This window comes from Pseudomonas putida (assembly GCF_002741075.1).
Lineage (GTDB): Bacteria > Pseudomonadota > Gammaproteobacteria > Pseudomonadales > Pseudomonadaceae > Aquipseudomonas > Aquipseudomonas putida_T.
The window spans coordinates 1,502,142-1,519,585 of record NZ_CP016634.1 but is presented as its reverse complement, the minus strand read 5'-3'; the positions used below and the strand labels follow the sequence as shown (position 1 = coordinate 1,519,585).

Below are 17,444 nucleotides of genomic sequence, written 5' to 3'. Positions count from 1 at the left end.
GTTGGCACAAAGCTTACGTTTACGTAAAGGCACTGGCGATCTGTGCGCACGCCTTTTCACGAATGAACCCGCGTCCACCACGATCACGCCAGTCGAGAAGCGGGTTCACCCACGCACAGAACGCCCCACACCACGCGCCCCAATTCCCCAATGCTGGGGGACTCAGCCCACCACCGCTTGGCCCAGAAGTGCTCTGGAGGATCCACCAAAGCCACGTCCCACAAGGCCTGCAGCGCAATATCAGAAAAGTGGCACGGCTGTTGCCGATCCCTGTGCAGACGCCCCACCCGATGGGCTCGTTTGCAGGAGGGTTTGACTCATGCACCGACCGATACCCCACCCGCTGGCAGTGGCGATCTTCGCCAGCATGCTCCAGCTTCCCGCCCAGGCCGCCCTCAATGCGGTCGACCAGGGCACCTACACACCGGAAAACGGCGGCTTCGCCGCGTGGTACCAGGACACCCATGGCCGGGTACTGGACCTGTGCCTGACCAAGGCGGTGAGCTCGCGGGTGGCCGGGGCGCCTGGTGCGCCGTCGTACATGTGCACCCTGCTGCCGACCCCGGGCGTGTTCGACGACACCCAGCCAATCGTCTTCCCCAGCAACTTCCCTGACGAGGCGTTCTGGTTCACCGCCGATGCCGCAATCAATGACGCCGCCCGCGGGGTCAACCTGGGGTACGTCTCGGCGATCGAAGCCGCGTTCGGCGGTGGCGACCCTCTCGAAGGCGACCAAATCAGCTTCGCCCGCGTGCGCATCCGCGTCGATGTGCCCACCGCTGGCACCTACATCATCACCCACCCCTACGGCGTCGAGGTGTTCGACGTGGCCACCCCGGGCCGGCGGGCGATCAACATGACCCGCGACATCGGCATCGGCTCGCCCGGCAATTTCACCGGGGCGCTCAAGGGTGACATCGGGCCGTTCCTGCGCAGCGTCAATGGGCCGTACACCGAAACCAACCCCAGCACCGGGGCGAGCGAGCGGTTCATCGGCGACCCGAACCTCAACGAAGCCGTGACCGGCAGCCCGTTCAACACCAACTTCGTGCGGATCGAAGGCCCCAATGGCATCGACCTGCGCACCGAACTGTTCGCGGTGTCCGGCAAACTCTCCACGGTCAATCTACCGACCCCGTTGCTGCCCCAGCGCAGCACCTATTCCAAGCACACCGAAAACGGCGACCTGCGCGCCCAGCAAGATGTCTTCGTCCTGGCGCCCCCACCTCCGGCCGCCGTGAACCTCACCAGCCAGTCGCCCAACCTGCCGCTGACCGAGGCCAACAAGACCGGCACCTGGTACGCCCAGTCGACGCTCGACCCGACGCTGCCAACCACCATGACCGTCACCGCGGACAACAGCGTGGCCATCCCCACCAGCACCGCCACCAGCGCGAACCTGCCGCTGACCGACCTGGTGACGATAACCCGTGCCGAATACAGCTTGGCCAGCGGCCAGCTGACCCTGGTCGCCAGCAGCAGCGACGAGACCTCGCCGCCCGCCATGGTCGCCCGCACCGGCAACGGCACGCTGATCGGCAGCCTCTCCGGCAACGGCGCGGTGAAGACATTGAGCACAGGGCTCTCGCCGATTCCGCCCGCGAAGGTGCAAGTCACCAGCGACAACGGCGGTAGCGACAGCGAAGACGTGGTGCTGGTGCCATGAACAGACAAAGGCTCCGCCTTCAAGGAGGCAGCATGAACACTTGGCCACGCCGGGCACTTTACGCCGCCGGGCTTTCCCTCTCTCTCAGCGGCGCGGTATCGGCTGCGCTCACCGAGGTCGATCCAGGCCCCTACACCCTGGCCACCGGCGGTTATCCGATGTGGTACAAGGACGCCAGCGAACTGTCGCTGGAGCTGTGCCAGTCGCGTGCTACTAGCTCACGGGCACCTGGCGCACCCGGAGCACCTGCCTACATGTGCACCTTGCTGCCGGAGCCGGGCGTGTATGACGACACGCTGCCGCTGGTGTTCCCGGACAACTGGCCGCCGGAGATGTTCTGGTTCCTGGCCGAAACCTCGATTCCTGCCGTGGGCAACAGCGGCTATGAACTGGAAGTCTACGTCGCGGGCATCGAAGCGGCCTTCGCCGCCGAGAACCCGGTCGATGGCGACCAGCAAAGCTTCGCCCGGATCCGCATCCGCGCCTCGGTACCGACCGCCGGCACCTACCGCATCACCCACCCCTACGGCGTCGAAACCGTGGTCGTCAACACCCCCGGCCGGCGCGCGATCAACATCACCCGCGACATCGGCATTGGCGCGCCGGGTGACTTCAGCGGCGCGCTCAAAGGCGACATCGGGCCGTTCCTGCGCAGCGCCACGGGCTTCTATACCGAGCTCAACCCGGACACCGGCGCCACCGAGACCTTCATCGGCGACCCCAATATCACCGAGGCAGTGACCGGCAGCCCGTTCAATACCAACTTCGTGGCCATCGACGGCCCGGCCGGACACATCCAGACCAACGTGTTCACGCTCTCGGGCAAAGTGCTCGACCCACGCGCGCAGACACCTGTGAACCTGGAGCGTGCCACCTATCAACGTAACGGCAACGGTACCCGCGTCGAGGTGTTCGCCAAGGCACCGAGCGATGCCAGCCTGTGCATGCGCTATGGCCTGGCGTTGGTCGGCAGCCCACCCTCGCCTTGCGAGTTCAACCTGTTATCCGACAACAGCGGACTGTTCTTCAGCCAGCAGTTGAACCAGACCGCACCGCCTTCGGTGGTGGTGGTCACCGCCAGCAGCACCGCAGGCGGTACCCGGCCAACGGCGTTGTCGAGCAAGCTCAGCGACGTGGTGAAAGTTAGTACCGCCCGCTTCGACTGGGCCAGCAAACGCCTGGTGATCGAAGCCAGCTCCAGTGATGAAGTGCAGATACCGGACCTAGTCGCCCAGGGCTATGGGCGCCTGTCCAAGTCCGGCACGCTGCAGACCCTGACCGTCACCGATCTGACCCAGCCCCCTGCCACCGTGACGGTCAAATCCGCCCGTGGCGGCAGTGACGTCGAGCCGGTGACGGTGGTCGGTAATGCGCCGGTCACGGCCGAGAACCAACCGCCGCTGGCCCAGGCCGATGTCGGCGGGACCAGTGTCGGCGTGCCGCTGACCCTCAACCTGCTGACCAACGACACCGACCCCGATGGCGACATGCCGCTGACCATCACCGACCTCACCCAACCGGGTACAGGCCTGGGGACGGTGGCTCTCAATGGCACCACGTCGGTGACCTATACCCCGCCTGTCGGTGCCACCACGGCCTTCCCGGCGATCTTCAGCTACCGCGCCCAGGACGCCAAAGGGCTGAAGTCCGAACCGGCCACGGTGACCGTCAACGTCGTGCCCAACCGTGCACCGACCGCTGTCGCCGACAGCGTGGCGACCCTGGGCGTACCGCTGACCATCAACGTGCTGGCCAACGACACTGACCCTGAAGGCAACCTGCCGCTGGCCGTGGCCAGTGTCACTCAGCCTCCGGTCGGTCGCGGCACGGTCAGCCACAACGGCACCACGGTTACCTACACGCCACCGGCCACGGTCACCGCGCCGTTCACCACCACGTTCACCTACGTGGCGCGTGACTCGATCGGCGCGCTATCCGGCAATGGCACCGTCACCGTGCAAGTGTCGCCCAAGCCGCCGACCGAGACCCTCACGGTCACCGCGGCAACCGTCACCGCACGTTCCAACAACCGTTACAACTGGGACATCAGCGGCACGTCCTCGGTGACCACCGGCAACACCGTCACGGTGCAGGTGACCACCCGTAACGGTCTGGTGACCCTGGGCAGCACCGCAGTACCACTGACCGGACGCTGGCGGGTGATCGTGAGCAACAGCACCACCCTGGTACCGACCGCCACGCCGTCAGCGACCATCCGTACCAGCCAAGGCACTGTTCGCACCGTGCCGGTCAGGCTGCAGTAAGCCCGGGAGGCCGCCATGAAACGCCTGAATCCACTGCTGCTCTGCCTGGCCCTGGCGGGCCAGGCCCTCCAGCCCAGCTGGGCCGACGACCTGATGGACAACGCCGACCTTGCGCTCGGCAACGACCTGGGAGAACCGGTGATCGTGCGTCTGATCCCGGCAGGTGCCGGCCAGATGGCGGTCATCGAGCAGCAAGGTTCGGGCAACCGCGCCGCCCTCGACCAGAACGGTCAGGCCCTGCTGGGCCGGATCGTCCAGGCCGGGGGGGCGCAGGAGGCGTACATCCTGCAGGAAGGCAGCGACCTGATGGCCTCGATCGTGCAACAGGGCCAGGGCAACAACGCTGCCATCCGCCAGAGCGGTAGCAACAACAGCGCGTCGATCGAGCAGTTCGGCAACTACAACACCGCCAGCATCCAGCAGAGCGGCACGGGGCTGACCAGCGCCGTGACCCAGGCTGGCAATGGCCAACATGTTCAGATCACTCAATACCGTTAGACCTGGAGGCACCACCATGTTCAAGCTCGCTCCCTTAAGCGCCGCCGTTGTCCTGGCGATCGCCGGCCAGGTCATGGCCGATGACAGCACCTCGACTCAGAACCAGCAGGGCAAGGCGAACATCGCCGAAGTCCTGCAGGCCGTCGCCCCCTACGCCTCGGTCACCCAGGACCAGACCGGCCAGGGCCACAACCACCTCGCCGTGCAGGACTCCAGCACCAGCGACATCAGCCAGAGCGCCACCGGCTCCTACAACGCCGGCTACGCCGACCAGATCATGGAGAACGGCAGCAAGACCATCCAGCGCTCCGGCGGCACCCTCAACGACAACTTCTCCAGCCAGTCGCTGGGCCAGGACAACCAGGTGCTGCAGGTCCAGCAAGGCACCGGCAACATGTCCAAGGTGTTCCAGGAGTTCCAGACCGGGGCCCAGGCGACCACGCTTCAGCAAGGCAGTGCCAACGATGCGGTGGTCGAGCAGTTGATCGGCGGCACCAACAACCGCGCCCAGATCATGCAGGAAGGTACCGGCAACACCGCCGCCTCCGAGCATATCCTCCACGATAACGGCGACATCCGTATCCAGCAGAAGGGTCAGGCCAGCTGGGCCTACGGCGACCAGCGCAACGGCCTGGGCGGTACCCTCGACATCCAGCAGGTCGGCAGCAGCCACTCCGTCGAGGTGTGGCAGGACACCCAGGTCGCCAGCCAGGCCAGTGTCTATCAGCAAGGTCAGCTCAACGAAGGCTACATCGACCAGAGCTTCGGCGAGGCCAACTCCGCCCACCTGTCCCAGAGCGGCCAGCGCAACGCCAGTTGGTCGGACCAGTTCGAGACCAACAACTCGGTGGTCGACATCACCCAGAACGGCAAGGACAACCTGCACTTCACCTACCAGACCGGTGACAACCACAGCCTGACCATCGACACCATCGGCAATGGCAACAAGGTCATGGCCAGCAACTGGAAGGGCGAGAAGTTCGGTGGCCAGTTCGGCAGCGACCAGAAAGCCCAGATCAAGCAAAACGGCAACGGCAACAGCGTCAACTTCAACCAGGAAGGCATGAACCAGTTGGCCAAGCTGGAGCAAAAAGGCAACCGAAACACCATGGAAACCAACCAGGTCGATGGCAACAACGAGCTGTACTTCGAACAGAACGGCAGCGACAACCTGCTCATCGCCGCCCAACGTGACGGCGGCAACTACGCCGAGGGCCTGAGCGCCGGCAGCGGCAACGTCATCAACCTCGACCAGTCCGGCCAGGGCAACCAGAGCTACACCTACCAGCTGTATGGCAGTGGCAACACGGCCAACATCACCCAGAGCGATGTCGCCAACGTCGCCTATGTCACCCAGGGCGGCACCGGCAACCTGGCCACCGTCACCCAGAGCAACATGAACCAGAACGCCGCCATCACCCAATACGGCAGCACCAACACTGCCATCGTCACCCAGCAGTAGCGGGTCCCCCTTGGACCGCGGTGTTCCCTCTCCCTGGCGCCGCGGTTCCTTTTTATTCCCCTTCATTGGCGGTAACCCCTCTTTTCTGCCACAGCGCTTGGCTTGAGGTCGCCGCTGCCCCCTTCGCGGGTAAACCTTGCGCAATTCTTGTGGGAGCGGGTTTACCCGCGAATGCGTCAGCGTTGACACCGCGCAGGCGGGCGGTTCGTCGCATCGACTGGCCCGCGAACAGGCCGTCGGCATTACAATGCGCGCAGACCCAACCGATGCCATCCCATGATCCAGTCCGACCTCGACCTGTTCGGCCCCCAGCCGCAACGCCTGGCCAGCCACACCGTGCTGCTGCCGGGCTTCGCCCTGGCTGAGGTCGAGGCCATCCTCGATGCCCTGCGCCCGGTGCTGCGCGCAGCGCCGTTCCGGCACATGCGCACCCCCGGTGGCCTGCACATGGCCGTGGCCCTGACCAACTGCGGCGCCCAGGGCTGGGTCAGCGATGAGCAGGGCTACCGCTACAGCCCCACCGATCCCAAGTCCGGCCTGCCCTGGCCAGCGATGCCCCAGGCATTGCTCGTACTTGCCGATCGCGCCGCCTGCGCGGCCGGCTTCGACGGCTTCGTCCCCGATGCCTGCCTGATCAACCACTACGTACCCGGCACCCGCCTGACCCTGCACCAAGACCGCGACGAGCGCGATTTCGGCCAGCCGATCGTATCGCTGTCCCTGGGGCTGCCGGCGGTGTTTCTATTCGGTGGGCTGCAACGTTCGGACCGGACTCAACGGATACCCTTGAGCCACGGCGACGTGTTGGTGTGGGGCGGTGAGGATCGGCTGCGCTATCACGGGGTGATGCCGATCAAGCCGGGTGTACACCCAAGGATGGGGGAGCGGCGGATCAACCTGACGTTGCGCAAGGCGCGTTGACGGTAGACACAGGGCTGGGCTGTTCCCACTCCCACAGGCACACCGCTGCCCTGAGGCGCGATGCGATCCCTGTGGGAGCGGCGGTTCGGCGCTCCGATTTACCCGCGAAGAGGCCGGCACAGGCCATCACGGCTGCTGGTTCTGGCTCAGGAACTTGTCCACCTGCGCATTACCCTCCCCTGCATCCGCCACCTGCCACAACCGGCGCTCGATGCCCTGGGCCAACAGGTGCCCCACCGCTGCCTCGATCGCCGAGAGCACGCACAGCTGGGCCGGTTCGTTGGTGGTGTAGCCCACCTCAGCTTCGAGCAGCTTCTTGAACTCGATGAACTTGAACACCCCGGCGCTACGGCCGATCGAGTAGATGGTCTTGCTGGTCATCACGTTGGCCAGCACCTGGCCGCTGCGCACATCCACCGCCCGCAGGTTCACGGTCACCTGGTCAACCCGGTACTCGCGGGACAGGTCGATCCCCAGGTAGCGAGCCCCCTCCCCACCACTGCGCACGTTGGTGTCGTAGGCGATGATGCCACCTTCGAGCATCAGGTTGGCCGCCTGCAGGGGTGGCAACTCGCCCTGGATGTTCAAGGGCGCGTCGGGTTTCTTTTGCGAAGCGCGGATGATCTTGCGCTCGGTCAACAGGTTCTGCAGGCCTTCGCGCTCCAGGACCACGAACCAGCCGCTGGCGCTCAAGGCGTCCATCAACATGCTCGCCGCGCCCTGGGTGACGCTGGTGGAGAAGGAGCTTGCCGGGGTCGGCTTGTACTGGCCGGTCTGGTCACGGAAGCCATACACCACCGCCATCAGCCTGCCCTTGGGCCGTGGCATGTTGATCAGGTCGTAGTAGGTCGAGGCACGCGGGGTCAGGGTCGGGGTCTCCGTATCCTGTTCGGCGGGCATCGGCTCGCGCAGGCCGCAGCCTTGCAAGGTGGTGAGGATCAGCAGTGTGCTCAGCAAGCGTTTCATGGTCGTTCTCCCCTATTGACCCTTCCCTCTCAGGGGTTCAGGCCGCTGACCTCGATGATCGAGACTTCCCCTGTCGCACGGTCGGTGACCTTGATGCTGAGGGCCCCGGAATCGTCGATCACATCGATCAGGAACGAATCCGTAGAAAGGCTGCCGGTCTTGCCGTCGTTGATGTTGTCCAGTAACTGGGACAACAGCCGCGATTCGAGCTGGTTGCTGAAGCGCTCCAGGGCCGAGGTGCCGGCGAAGGCCGAGGCACGGTCCTTGAGGTCTGGGTCGTCATGGTCGTTCTGCGCCTGGGCGTTGTTCAAAAGCCAGGTGCCGTTGAGCGGGTTGCCGCCGAACGCCGGGTTGACCGGGGTGTACACAAGCTCCGTGGCCTGGGCGTGACCGGCGAAGGCGCCGGCCAGCAGGCAGACGGCGACGCACCGGGAAATGTGGTTGCTCATAGCTCGTCCCTCTCCAGATCAGTGGTGTCCTGCAGCAGCCGTTGCAGCTTGCGCTGGATGATCTGCTGCTTGACCAGGTCCGCCGCCGCGACGGCCTCGTCTTTGAGTTGCGTGGTGTTGGGCGGCAGGAAGCGCCGGTACAACACCTCGCGTTCGTATTCCACCGTCACCAGGCTGCCCCAACGGGCGTCGGGGCGTTCGCGCACTACCAGGTTGAAATCCAGGCGGCTCGTGGCGCGCAGGCGGTCGGTGAAGTCGTTGTAGAAGTCATGGCCGATGTGCGAGATGGTGTTGTCGACGATGAAGCCCTTCATCTCGTCTTCGGCGTCGGCACGGGCTGGGGCGCCAGGCAAGGCCAGCAGCAGGTACAGGCAGCACAGCGCGGCAAGCGATTTCATGGCGTATCTCCCGGGCCGCTGTGGCTACGGGCACCGCCGGTGCTCTCGGCGAAGGGCTGCTCGGCGACGAACTGCCAGTCGCTGTAGTGCTCGAGCCCCTCGAAGCCGGACCACTGCGCATCGAAGCCACTGCGTTTGAGGGGCGTGGCGTCCGAGCGGCTGTGGACGCCGGTGATCCGCCCGTCCTCCGAACGCATCAGGCCCCACTCCTCGCCGTTGGTGATCGGGTCGGGGTACAAGCGGCGGATGTGCCGTTGAGGCGATGGGAAGCGGTTGTCCTCCAGCAGATCTTCCAGTGCCTGGGGGTACTGGGCCAGGCCCGGTGATGCCCGGTAGTAGCTGCGCAGCGCCTGAGCGTACTGGCCGCCGATCCACAGCAGCTGGCGCTCGTGCTCGCGCTGGGCGGCCGTGGCCCAGAGGGTGCCGGTGGCGGCCAGGGCCATGCTGCTGACCGCGATCAGAAACAGCACGCCCAGATAAGTGAAGCCCGCGCAGGCCTTACCATTCGGCATAGAGGCTGCCATCACGCGCCCTCCCCGTTGCCCCGCTCTTGATATCGGCCACCCCACCGGTCACACCCTCCGGCGGCGGCACCAGTTGCCAGGCGTCGCTGCGCTCGGTGATCGGGTCCACCGGGGTGTTGCGCAGGTAGCGCTGCTCCACCAGTTGCTCCAGGGACTCGGGGTAATGGCCGGTATCGCCGTAGTAATGGTCCAAGGCCTCGCGCAGCACGGCCAGGCTCTGGCGCAGCGTGGCCTCGCGGGAGGCCTCAAGGCTGTTGAAATAACGCGGCAAGGCGATGGTCATCAGGGTGGCGATGATCGCCATGACCACCAGCAGTTCGATGAGGGTAAAGCCACGGTTGCGTTTCATGACCGTCACCATTGCCCGTAAGGGATGCCGTTCAGGCCAGTACCGGTGGCCTTGGAATACACATCGAAGACGTCCTTGCCATCGCGCGGGTTGTCGGCGCTGCTGTCGTAGGCGCGCAGGCCCCAGCCTCCCTCGTCCTCGCGCTTGGCCGCCACCAGCGGATCGTGGGGGATGCGCCGCAGGAAGTAGAACTTCGCCCCTTTGGCGCTGCGCACGTCGCGCACCCCTTCCACCAGCACATCCAGGCTCGGCGGGTAGCCACTGCTGTCCAGGCGTTTTTCGATATAGCCGGCATCGAAGGCACGCTTGTAGGCATCGATGGCATCGCGGATCTGGTACAGCGCCTCACGCAGTTGCTGCTCCTTGCCCCGGCGCACCACGGTTTCGGTCAGGGGCGCGGCCATGCTGGCGAGCAACCCGAGCAATGCCAGGGTCACCACCACTTCGACCAGGCTGAACCCCTGCTGCTGGCGTTTCATGGCCGTGGGCCCACCGGGGTGGTGACCGCGGCCGGCACGGTGGCGACCGCACCCTGGGTCGGCTCGGCCTCAGGCTGCGCGACCGGAGCCATCATCTGCTGGCGCACCTGCAGGCTCGACTCGGTGCCGGTGGCGAACTCCATGTCCGACGGGCTCTGGTACGGCAGGTTGCGCACGATGCGCGGGGTGATCGCCAGCACCAGCTCGGACTTGCTCTTGTCGTCGCGGTTGCTGCCGAACAGCCGGCCCAGGCCGGGGATGTCGCCAAGGCCGGGGATCTTGTTGCCGCTGGAGGTCAGGTCGTTGCGTACCAGGCCTGCCAGCACCTGGGTCTCGCCATCGTGCAGACGCAGGCTGGTCTGGGCGTTGCGGGTATCGACCTGAACCGGGATGGTGCCCTGGCGAGTCGGCTCCAGCGGGGTGGCGTTGCTCACTTCCAGGGCTACCTTGATCGCCACTTCGTTGTTCAGGTGCACGGTGGGCTGCACTTCGAGCTTCAGACCCACATCCAGGTAGGTGACGCTCTCGGTAATTACCGGGCCCTGGGTCGACGGCACCGACGTGGCGCTGATGATCGGCACCCGCTGGCCGATGTGGATGCGCGCCTGCTCACGGTTGCTGACACGGATCACCGGGCTGGCCAGGGTGTTGATGTCTTTGTCGGCGGCGTTGATCTTGGCCTGGGGCGCCGGGGCGATGCTGATACGGCTGGAGTCGATGCCGCGCAGCTGGTCGAGCACGCTGACCGGGTTGCCCTCATCGTTGAGCACGCCAAAGGTGCTCGGCCATTGCAGGCCCAGGTCCAGGATGCGCGACCGGGCCACCTCCATCACCTCCACTTCCAGGACCACTTCCGGGTTGGACTGGTCCTGGGACTGCAAAAGCTTCTCGGCCATGCGAATGGCATCGGGGGTGTCGCGCATGGTCAGGGTGTTCAGGCGCTCGTCCACGAACACATCGCGGGTCTTGAGCATGGTCTTGACCATGTTCAGCGCGGTGTTGGCGTCGATGCTGGTCAGGTAGAACGTGCGCATGACCAGTTCCTGGTAGTCCTTGGTCTTCTGCGGCGAGTCGGGGTAGATCAGCAGGGTGTTGTCGTTGACGATCTTCTGGTGCAGTTGGTTCTGCTCCAGCAGCAGGGCCACGGCGTCCTCGATGCGCACATCGCGCACGAAGATGGTGGCTTTCATGTCCGGGCGCAGGTCCTTGTCGAAGATGAAGTTGATCCCGGCGACCTGGGACAGCACCTCGAAGATGGTCTTGAGGTTGGCGTCACGGAACTCCAGGGTCACCGGGCGCTCCAGCTTGCTGCGCAACTGCGGGAACGGCTGCGCGGTGCGCGCCTGGACGTTCTCGATGTCGCTGCGAAGCGCAATGCCCTTCTGGTTCTGCGGATCCAGGCGCAGCACATCGCGCATATAGCGCTCGGCGCCGAACAGATCGCCCTGGCGCAGCGCCGCCTGGCCCATGGCCACGCGCTCGTCGAGGTTGCGCACCAGTTCCAGCTGGCGAATACCTTCCTGGGCCCGACGGTTGTTCGGTTCGATGGTCAGGACCCGGCCATAGCCCATGCGTGCGCTGGCAAAATCATGGCGGATACGGTCGGCGTCGGACTGGGTCAGCAGCGCCTCGACGGCTTGCTGGCGGCCATGTGCCAGGGCGATGTTCAGCTCGGTGTCACGCGGGTCCTCCCGCAGGGCGTTCTCCAGCATGGCGATGCCCGCCTCATACTGGCCCTCCTTCATCAGTTCGGCGCTGTCCTTGCGCGTACCGCTGGAGCCGCAGCCCGCCAGGGCCACGCACAACGCCAGCATCATGAACGGAGCAGGCTTGCACAACTTCGAAGGCTTCATGGTGCGCTCCCGACAGACAACGTCTGTGACTGGTGCAAAGGCAGGTAGACCAGGTCCAGCTCGGTGGCCGAAATCCGGTCCAGGCGGTAGGTGTGTTCGATCACATCGCCCTGACGCACGACGTAGAGTTTCTCGCCGCTCTGCAGGAACACCTGCAGGTCGTCGCGATCCCCCAAACGGCCGACGAACTGGAACGGCAGCACCGGGGCGGTGGGTGCGGCCTCCACCACCGGCGCCGCAGCAACAGGTTGCTCAGTGACGGTGGCCATGGTTTTTGGCGCGGTCCATTGCTGGGCCGGGAACAGGTCGGTTGAGGCCTGTGTTTTTCCCTTCACGGGTAAACCCACAGGTTCTGTTTGGGCGCTGATTGTCGTGGCAGCGGGTTTACCCGCAAGGGGCTCGACACTGTCCTGCTGGCCGAACCAATGCCCTGGCGCCCAGGCCAGAGCGCCTGAAAGCCCGAGAAAACCGACCCACATCACCGCGCGCTGAGTGTTCATCACGACCTCGACAGGTAAAGGGTCATGCGCAGGCGACCGTTGAGCTCGCGCTCACCGATGCGCTTGCGTTGCAGCTCCAGGTCTTCGAGCACCAGGGTCGGTACCTGGCCAAGCAGCGCCTGGAGAAAGCCACGGATCTGCGGGTAGCTGCCGCGTACCGGCAGGACGATCTGATAGCGCGCCAGTTGAGTCTTCGGGTCGACGCCCAGGGCGTATTCGCCACGGGCCAGGCTGATGCGCTGGGCGCTGGCCAGGTGATACAGGCGCTCGATCAGCTCGCTGGCCTGGGGTTGGCCGGGCAGTTGCTGACGCAGACTGTCCAGCGCCTGCTGCTCAGGCTGGACCGCCACCTTGAGCTCGCCGCGCTTGACCCGCTGCACCTGCACTTCGGCATCGGCCTCGCTGGCCCGCAGCTCGCGCACGACCTGCCATTGCGGCAGTACCCAGGTGACACCGACCAGCAGCGCCAGCGTGCCGACGGCGGCTGCGGCGCATCCGACACGGCCCAGGCGCGCAAGGCGTTCGTGGAGTATCAGGCTAGGGACGCGCATGGCCGGTCTCCCAGGTAGCGGTCAGGTTGAAGCGCACCGGATGCTCAGGTTGGCCAGCCACTACCTCGTGGTTGAGCAACGAGACATCGCGCAACTCCTCGCTGCGCTCCAGGCGCTGGTGGTACTGCAGCATGGCTTCCAGGTCGCGGGCTTCGGCGGCGATACGGACCTGACCCTTGCGTGCATCGGGGGTCAGGCTCAACAGCGCCACGTCTTCCTGGGGCATGCCCTCGAGCATGGCGAACAGTTGTTGCCAGGGCCGTTGCAGTTGCTCAGAGACGCTGCGCATCTGCGCCAGCTGTTCGGCCTGCTCGAGGCTGGCGGCGCTGCTCTGGGGGGCAGCACTGAGCGGGCGGCGCCCCAGTTGCTGTTCGAGCAGGTGGACCCGGGCCTGAAGGTCCGCTTGTTCGTCCTGCAAGTGCTGCTCGACCAGCAGCATCGCTGCCAGTACGGCGCACCCCAGGGCCAACAGCGACCAGGCGATCGGGCTGCTGGGGGCTGGCTGGAATTCCAGATCGAGGCGGCGCATGTCAAGCCACCGCCCGCCACATGGCGCACAGCGGGTCGCTGTCGCCTGCCGGCTGGCACAGTTGCACGGCGGCCAAGCGAGGCACATCCCCCCGCCCCGGCGCATGCAGGTAAACCCTGGGCAGATGCTCGCCATACAGCTCGCAAGTGCGCTCGATCAACGCCTGCAGCGCCTGGTCGTTGTCAGCGCAACCTTGGGCCAGTACCTGTTGCCAGGCGCCCCCGGCAGCCAGCAGCAACACGCTGCGCCGTGGTTCGGCGAGCACGAAGAGAAAATCGCCCTCCTCCAGTTGCGCCGAGCAGCGATTGTAGGCAGCCATCAGGTAAGGCTGGACCGAGCGCAGGCTCAGGCGACTCTCCCGGCCCAGTGCCTGCAAGGCCTGCAACAGCGCTTCAGGCAAGGCAGTGGCGATGCGCGAGGCCCCTGCCGGCTCTGGCGAGAGCACGATGCGCCAGTCGTCCAGCGACTGACCATAGAGGTTCTCGAAACAGGCCCGGGCGTAGGCGTCCAGCTCACGTGGATGGCCGATGGCGTCGCTCCACGGCACCAGGCAGAAGCGGCTGTAGCGTGCCGACAGCAGCACCCGCAGTTGGGCACCCCGTGGCGCATGCTCGGCCAGCAGCTCGGCCAGGGCCTCCAGTGCCGGTGCCCAGGCCGGCTGGGCGGGGTCGCAGGTGAACGCGCGGCTGCCCAGCCACTGGTGTTGGTTGGCGTGCCAGCGACCCAGGCCGACACCCTCGGCGCCGAGCACGGCGCAATAGCGATCAAGCGATAAATGTGACACGGTTGATCTCCTCAAGCGTGGTACGGCCCTCGCGGACCAGGTCCAGGGCAGAGGCGCGCAGCAGGCGCAGACCGCGCTGGCAGGCCAGCGACTTGATCTGCGACAGGGGCCGGCGCTCGACGATCATCTGCCGCAGGTCGTCATCCAGGTGCAGCAATTCGGCGATGGCGCTGCGTCCGCGGTAACCGCTGCCACGGCACTGGCCGCAGCCCTGGGCGCGAACGAAAGTCCATCCGGCCACGCCTTCGCGGGTCAGCCCCGAGGCGGCCAGGGTTTCGTCATCCGGCTCGGCATGGACCACACAGTGCGGGCAGGCCAGACGAATCAGACGCTGGGCCAGCACGGCGTTGAGCGCCGAGACGAAGCTGTAGGGGTCGACCTGCATCTGGCTGAAGCGGCCGATCACATCGAACACGTTGTTGGCGTGGATGGTGGTGAACACCAGGTGCCCGGTCAGGGCCGATTGCACGGCGATCTGAGCGGTGTCCGGGTCGCGGATCTCACCGACCAGGATCTTGTCCGGGTCATGGCGCAGGATCGAACGCAGGCCCCGGGCGAAGGTCAGCCCCTTCTTCTCGTTGACCGGGATCTGCAACACACCCGGCAGTTGGTACTCGACCGGGTCTTCGATGGTGATGATCTTGTCCACGCCGTGGTTGATCTCGCTGATCATGGCGTAGAGGGTGGTGGTCTTGCCGCTGCCGGTGGGGCCAGTGACCAGGATCATGCCGTAGGGCTCGGCAGCCAGGCGGCGCAGGGCCACCAGGGTGTGGTCGGCAAAGCCCAGGGCCTGCAACTGCACGCCGCTGACCCGGTCGGACAGGTCCTGTTTGTCCAGCACCCGCAGCACGGCATCTTCGCCGAAGATGCTCGGCATGATCGAGACGCGGAAGTCGATCTGACGGTCGCCCACCGCCACCTTGAAGCGGCCATCCTGAGGTACGCGCTTCTCGCCAATGTCCAGCTCGGCCATGACTTTGATACGCGAGATCACCTGTTCGGCGAAGGCGCTGCCACTGGCCTTGCCGGCACCGTTGAGCACGCCGTCGATGCGGTACTTGATGGTCAGGCCCTGGCCGGTCATGCCCAGGTGGATGTCGCTGGCATGCTGCTTGAGGGCATCGTAGAGGGTCGAGTTGACCAGCTTGACCACTTTGCTCTGGTCTTCGCTGATGCTGGTCAGCGACAGGCGCTGTAACGGGTCGGCCTCGGCGCCAGGCTCGGCGTCGTGGTCCAGGGCATCGACGGCATGGAAGCTCTCTTCCTGGCGAGCCAGGAAGGCGGCGATGTCGGCGGCGTGGGCCAGGTACAGAGGAGTGCCCTGCAGGCAGTCGTCGATCCAGGCCAGGCGGGTGTTGTCGAAGGGGTCGGCGAACACACCGAGGGTCTGGCCCTGGTGCTGAACCAGGATGAACTCGCGCTTGAGGCATTGTGCCAGGCTGACCTGCTCGAACAGCGGGGTGCTGGCGAACAGCGCCTGGCTGTCGATCACGGGGTAATGGAGGGTGGCGCCCAGGCGTTGGGTGAAGGTGGCGGCGTCGTCGCAGGCGAGGCGCGCCAGGCAGCTCAGCAGGCGCTCGTCACCGGCTTGCAGGCGGGCCTGGGCCAGCAGTTCGCGGGGGTAGGCACAAATCCGTGGTGCATCGTTCGCGGGTAACCCCACTCCCCCAGGCTCAGCGCGTTCCTCAAGGCAATGGGGGTCCTGGGGGGCTTGGGCTGTATCGACGACGTCTGACATGGCCTGCGACTCCGCTCAGGGGCGCGTCGCAGGCTGACTCGGGGTTGCCGGGGTGGCCGCGGGCGCCGCTATTCCCCGGTGAGCAGCTCGTCGTCAGGTGTGGGAGGCTTCACGCCGTTGCGTCGGCGGTCAGCCAGTACCCATCTGCCATCGTACATCTGCAGGGGGAACGTCTGGTTCCTGTTCTGGCGTCGTTCGACAAACCCCTCGGCCTGTGTGTCCGCTGCCCGGGCGTGCTGTAGGTCGGTCAGGTCGGCTACCGCGCGGGCCAGTTCCGCCAATGGGAACGGCTTGAACAGAACATGGGTGACACCGAGTGCCGCGGCTCGCTCACGGACCTCGGCGGTCGGGTGGGCGGTGATCAGCACGAAATGACACTGCATGCTCCTGCGCACGGTCTCCAGGACCTCGAACCCCTCCATGTCGGGCAAGCGGTAGTCCAGTACGATCACATCCGGTGCCAGGGCCTGTGCCTGGGCAATGCCACTGATACCGTCGTGGGCGACATGGACTTCCAGGCCTTGCGCCTGCAGGTAAGCCTGCAAATTCTGCGCAAGGGTCTGTTCGTCATCGACTACCAATACTCTGTTCACCAAGGTCGACTCCCAAGAACTGCCCGGTTGCCCGGTCTGTGGCGTTCGGCCTTGTACAGGCTTGAGCATCCTTCGTGCCAGGCGTGAATAGTCATGTCGCACCACTGTAAGTCGTTGATTTCGCTGTATCACCCAATCCAGGCGTAGACCGGCTCCCCCACTTGCGGGGAAGTTGATGGCACTTTGCCCGATCGCTTACCCCCAGCATTGGGGAAATCCCCCTGCCGGGCAAGCCCACGGCTGCGCAATGTGCGAGCGGCCTCTCACATTCAGTCGGCACGCTCCACCTTCGCGCCCTCGCGCAAGCGTTCGCGCACCGACTGACGGGCCTGGGCCTGCATCTCACCCACGAGCGCGAGCCTGGCCAAGGCCAGACCCTGCCCTCGTTCGACTAAGGTAGTGGTACTTTGGTTCTGCATCCGTTGCAATCTTTCCTTGTTTGCCTGGTAGAAGGCTTCGACTTGCGCTGGGGTGGGCTCATCGATGGCCGTCATCTGGGCGTACAGTTGCTGCGCGGCCATCTCGTGACGAGTGTAGTCGGCGTACCCCGCCCTATCGAAGCCCGCCTCGGCCAGGCGCTGCTCGAACACCGCAGGGCTGCCGAAGGCCCGCTCCAACTCACCGACGCGGGCCAAGACGCTGTCCTCGCTCACCACCACACCACGGCGCTGGGCTTCCTGCCACAGCAGCTCCTTGTCGATCAACTCATCCAGGGCCTGGTCACGCAGACGCTTGTAAAGGCTCGGGCTACGGATGCTGGCAACCGGGCGCCCCTGATCCTGGAGGTATTCGGCGAAGTAGCGCTCCAGGCGCATGCTGCTGATCTCGACACCATTGACCCTCGCCACGGGGACGTCCGCCTGGCTGATCGGCGCAAGGCCCAGCAATAGGCAAAGCAGCAAGATACGCATGGTGGCCTC

The 17,444-nt window shown here is 65.5% G+C and carries 19 protein-coding genes; 5 read left to right on the top strand and 14 right to left on the bottom strand.

Going from position 1 to position 17,444, the window contains the following annotated elements:
* Positions 1-319 precede the first annotated feature (319 nt).
* From IEC33019_RS07170 to alkB, 5 genes are all read left to right on the top strand, one after another.
* Positions 320-1,666 carry a hypothetical protein gene (locus IEC33019_RS07170; protein ID WP_099593233.1) on the top strand — a complete coding sequence of 449 codons (1,347 nt, stop codon included), beginning with the start codon at positions 320-322 and terminating at the stop codon, positions 1,664-1,666.
* Positions 1,667-1,698: 32 nt separating this feature from the next.
* Positions 1,699-3,930 carry an Ig-like domain-containing protein gene (locus IEC33019_RS07165; protein WP_070090944.1) on the top strand — a complete coding sequence of 744 codons (2,232 nt, stop codon included), beginning with the start codon at positions 1,699-1,701 and terminating at the stop codon, positions 3,928-3,930.
* A 15-nt stretch (positions 3,931-3,945) separates the two neighbouring features.
* Positions 3,946-4,428 (top strand): curlin, encoded by a 483-nt coding sequence (locus IEC33019_RS07160; protein ID WP_070090945.1) that lies wholly within the window; start codon positions 3,946-3,948, stop codon positions 4,426-4,428.
* 16 nt (positions 4,429-4,444) lie between these two features.
* Positions 4,445-5,890: a curlin gene (locus tag IEC33019_RS07155; RefSeq protein WP_070090946.1), complete on the top strand. Its 1,446-nt coding sequence runs from the start codon at positions 4,445-4,447 to the stop codon at positions 5,888-5,890.
* 276 nt (positions 5,891-6,166) lie between these two features.
* Positions 6,167-6,811 carry a DNA oxidative demethylase AlkB gene (gene alkB / locus IEC33019_RS07150; RefSeq protein WP_070090947.1) on the top strand — a complete coding sequence of 215 codons (645 nt, stop codon included), beginning with the start codon at positions 6,167-6,169 and terminating at the stop codon, positions 6,809-6,811.
* A 126-nt stretch (positions 6,812-6,937) separates the two neighbouring features.
* Here alkB and IEC33019_RS07145 read toward each other — a convergent pair whose 3' ends face one another.
* The 14 genes from IEC33019_RS07145 to IEC33019_RS07080 all read right to left on the bottom strand — a co-directional run bounded on the left by IEC33019_RS07145 (position 6,938) and on the right by IEC33019_RS07080 (position 17,435).
* The gene (locus IEC33019_RS07145) at positions 6,938-7,777 is read right to left on the bottom strand and encodes a CsgG/HfaB family protein (protein ID WP_070090948.1); all 840 of its coding nucleotides are present in this window, start codon (positions 7,775-7,777) and stop codon (positions 6,938-6,940) included.
* A gap of 29 nt (positions 7,778-7,806) precedes the next feature.
* Positions 7,807-8,226 carry a curli assembly protein CsgF gene (locus tag IEC33019_RS07140; protein WP_070090949.1) on the bottom strand — a complete coding sequence of 140 codons (420 nt, stop codon included), beginning with the start codon at positions 8,224-8,226 and terminating at the stop codon, positions 7,807-7,809.
* Positions 8,223-8,624 (bottom strand): curli production assembly/transport protein CsgE, encoded by a 402-nt coding sequence (gene csgE / locus IEC33019_RS07135; protein WP_070090950.1) that lies wholly within the window; start codon positions 8,622-8,624, stop codon positions 8,223-8,225. Before csgE ends, IEC33019_RS07140 begins: the two co-directional genes overlap by 4 nt.
* Complete coding sequence (locus IEC33019_RS07130; RefSeq protein WP_070090951.1) at positions 8,621-9,148, bottom strand: type II secretion system protein; 528 nt, start codon at positions 9,146-9,148, stop codon at positions 8,621-8,623. The genes csgE and IEC33019_RS07130 overlap by 4 nt, the downstream gene beginning before the upstream one ends.
* On the bottom strand, positions 9,123-9,497 hold the full coding sequence (locus IEC33019_RS07125; protein ID WP_043214435.1) for a type II secretion system protein: 375 nt from the start codon (positions 9,495-9,497) through the stop codon (positions 9,123-9,125). The genes IEC33019_RS07130 and IEC33019_RS07125 overlap by 26 nt, the downstream gene beginning before the upstream one ends.
* Positions 9,498-9,502: 5 nt before the next feature.
* Complete coding sequence (locus tag IEC33019_RS07120; RefSeq protein WP_070090952.1) at positions 9,503-9,976, bottom strand: type II secretion system protein; 474 nt, start codon at positions 9,974-9,976, stop codon at positions 9,503-9,505.
* Complete coding sequence (locus tag IEC33019_RS07115) at positions 9,973-11,829, bottom strand: secretin N-terminal domain-containing protein (RefSeq protein WP_070090953.1); 1,857 nt, start codon at positions 11,827-11,829, stop codon at positions 9,973-9,975. The genes IEC33019_RS07120 and IEC33019_RS07115 overlap by 4 nt, the downstream gene beginning before the upstream one ends.
* Positions 11,826-12,329: a hypothetical protein gene (locus IEC33019_RS07110; RefSeq protein WP_070090954.1), complete on the bottom strand. Its 504-nt coding sequence runs from the start codon at positions 12,327-12,329 to the stop codon at positions 11,826-11,828. The genes IEC33019_RS07115 and IEC33019_RS07110 overlap by 4 nt, the downstream gene beginning before the upstream one ends.
* Positions 12,329-12,880 (bottom strand): type 4a pilus biogenesis protein PilO, encoded by a 552-nt coding sequence (gene pilO, locus IEC33019_RS07105; RefSeq protein WP_070090955.1) that lies wholly within the window; start codon positions 12,878-12,880, stop codon positions 12,329-12,331. The genes IEC33019_RS07110 and pilO overlap by 1 nt, the downstream gene beginning before the upstream one ends.
* A complete protein-coding gene (locus IEC33019_RS07100; protein WP_099593230.1) occupies positions 12,867-13,409 on the bottom strand; it encodes a pilus assembly protein in 543 nt (180 codons plus the stop codon). Before IEC33019_RS07100 ends, pilO begins: the two co-directional genes overlap by 14 nt.
* Before the next feature lies 1 nt (position 13,410).
* Positions 13,411-14,193, bottom strand: a complete 783-nt coding sequence (locus IEC33019_RS07095; RefSeq protein ID WP_070090957.1) for a hypothetical protein — start codon at positions 14,191-14,193, stop codon at positions 13,411-13,413.
* A complete protein-coding gene (locus tag IEC33019_RS07090; RefSeq protein ID WP_081337386.1) occupies positions 14,174-15,931 on the bottom strand; it encodes a GspE/PulE family protein in 1,758 nt (585 codons plus the stop codon). The genes IEC33019_RS07095 and IEC33019_RS07090 overlap by 20 nt, the downstream gene beginning before the upstream one ends.
* Before the next feature lie 68 nt (positions 15,932-15,999).
* Complete coding sequence (locus IEC33019_RS07085; protein ID WP_070091021.1) at positions 16,000-16,527, bottom strand: response regulator; 528 nt, start codon at positions 16,525-16,527, stop codon at positions 16,000-16,002.
* A 266-nt stretch (positions 16,528-16,793) separates the two neighbouring features.
* Complete coding sequence (locus IEC33019_RS07080) at positions 16,794-17,435, bottom strand: SurA N-terminal domain-containing protein (RefSeq protein ID WP_070090959.1); 642 nt, start codon at positions 17,433-17,435, stop codon at positions 16,794-16,796.
* Between the last annotated feature and the right edge of the window lie 9 nt (positions 17,436-17,444).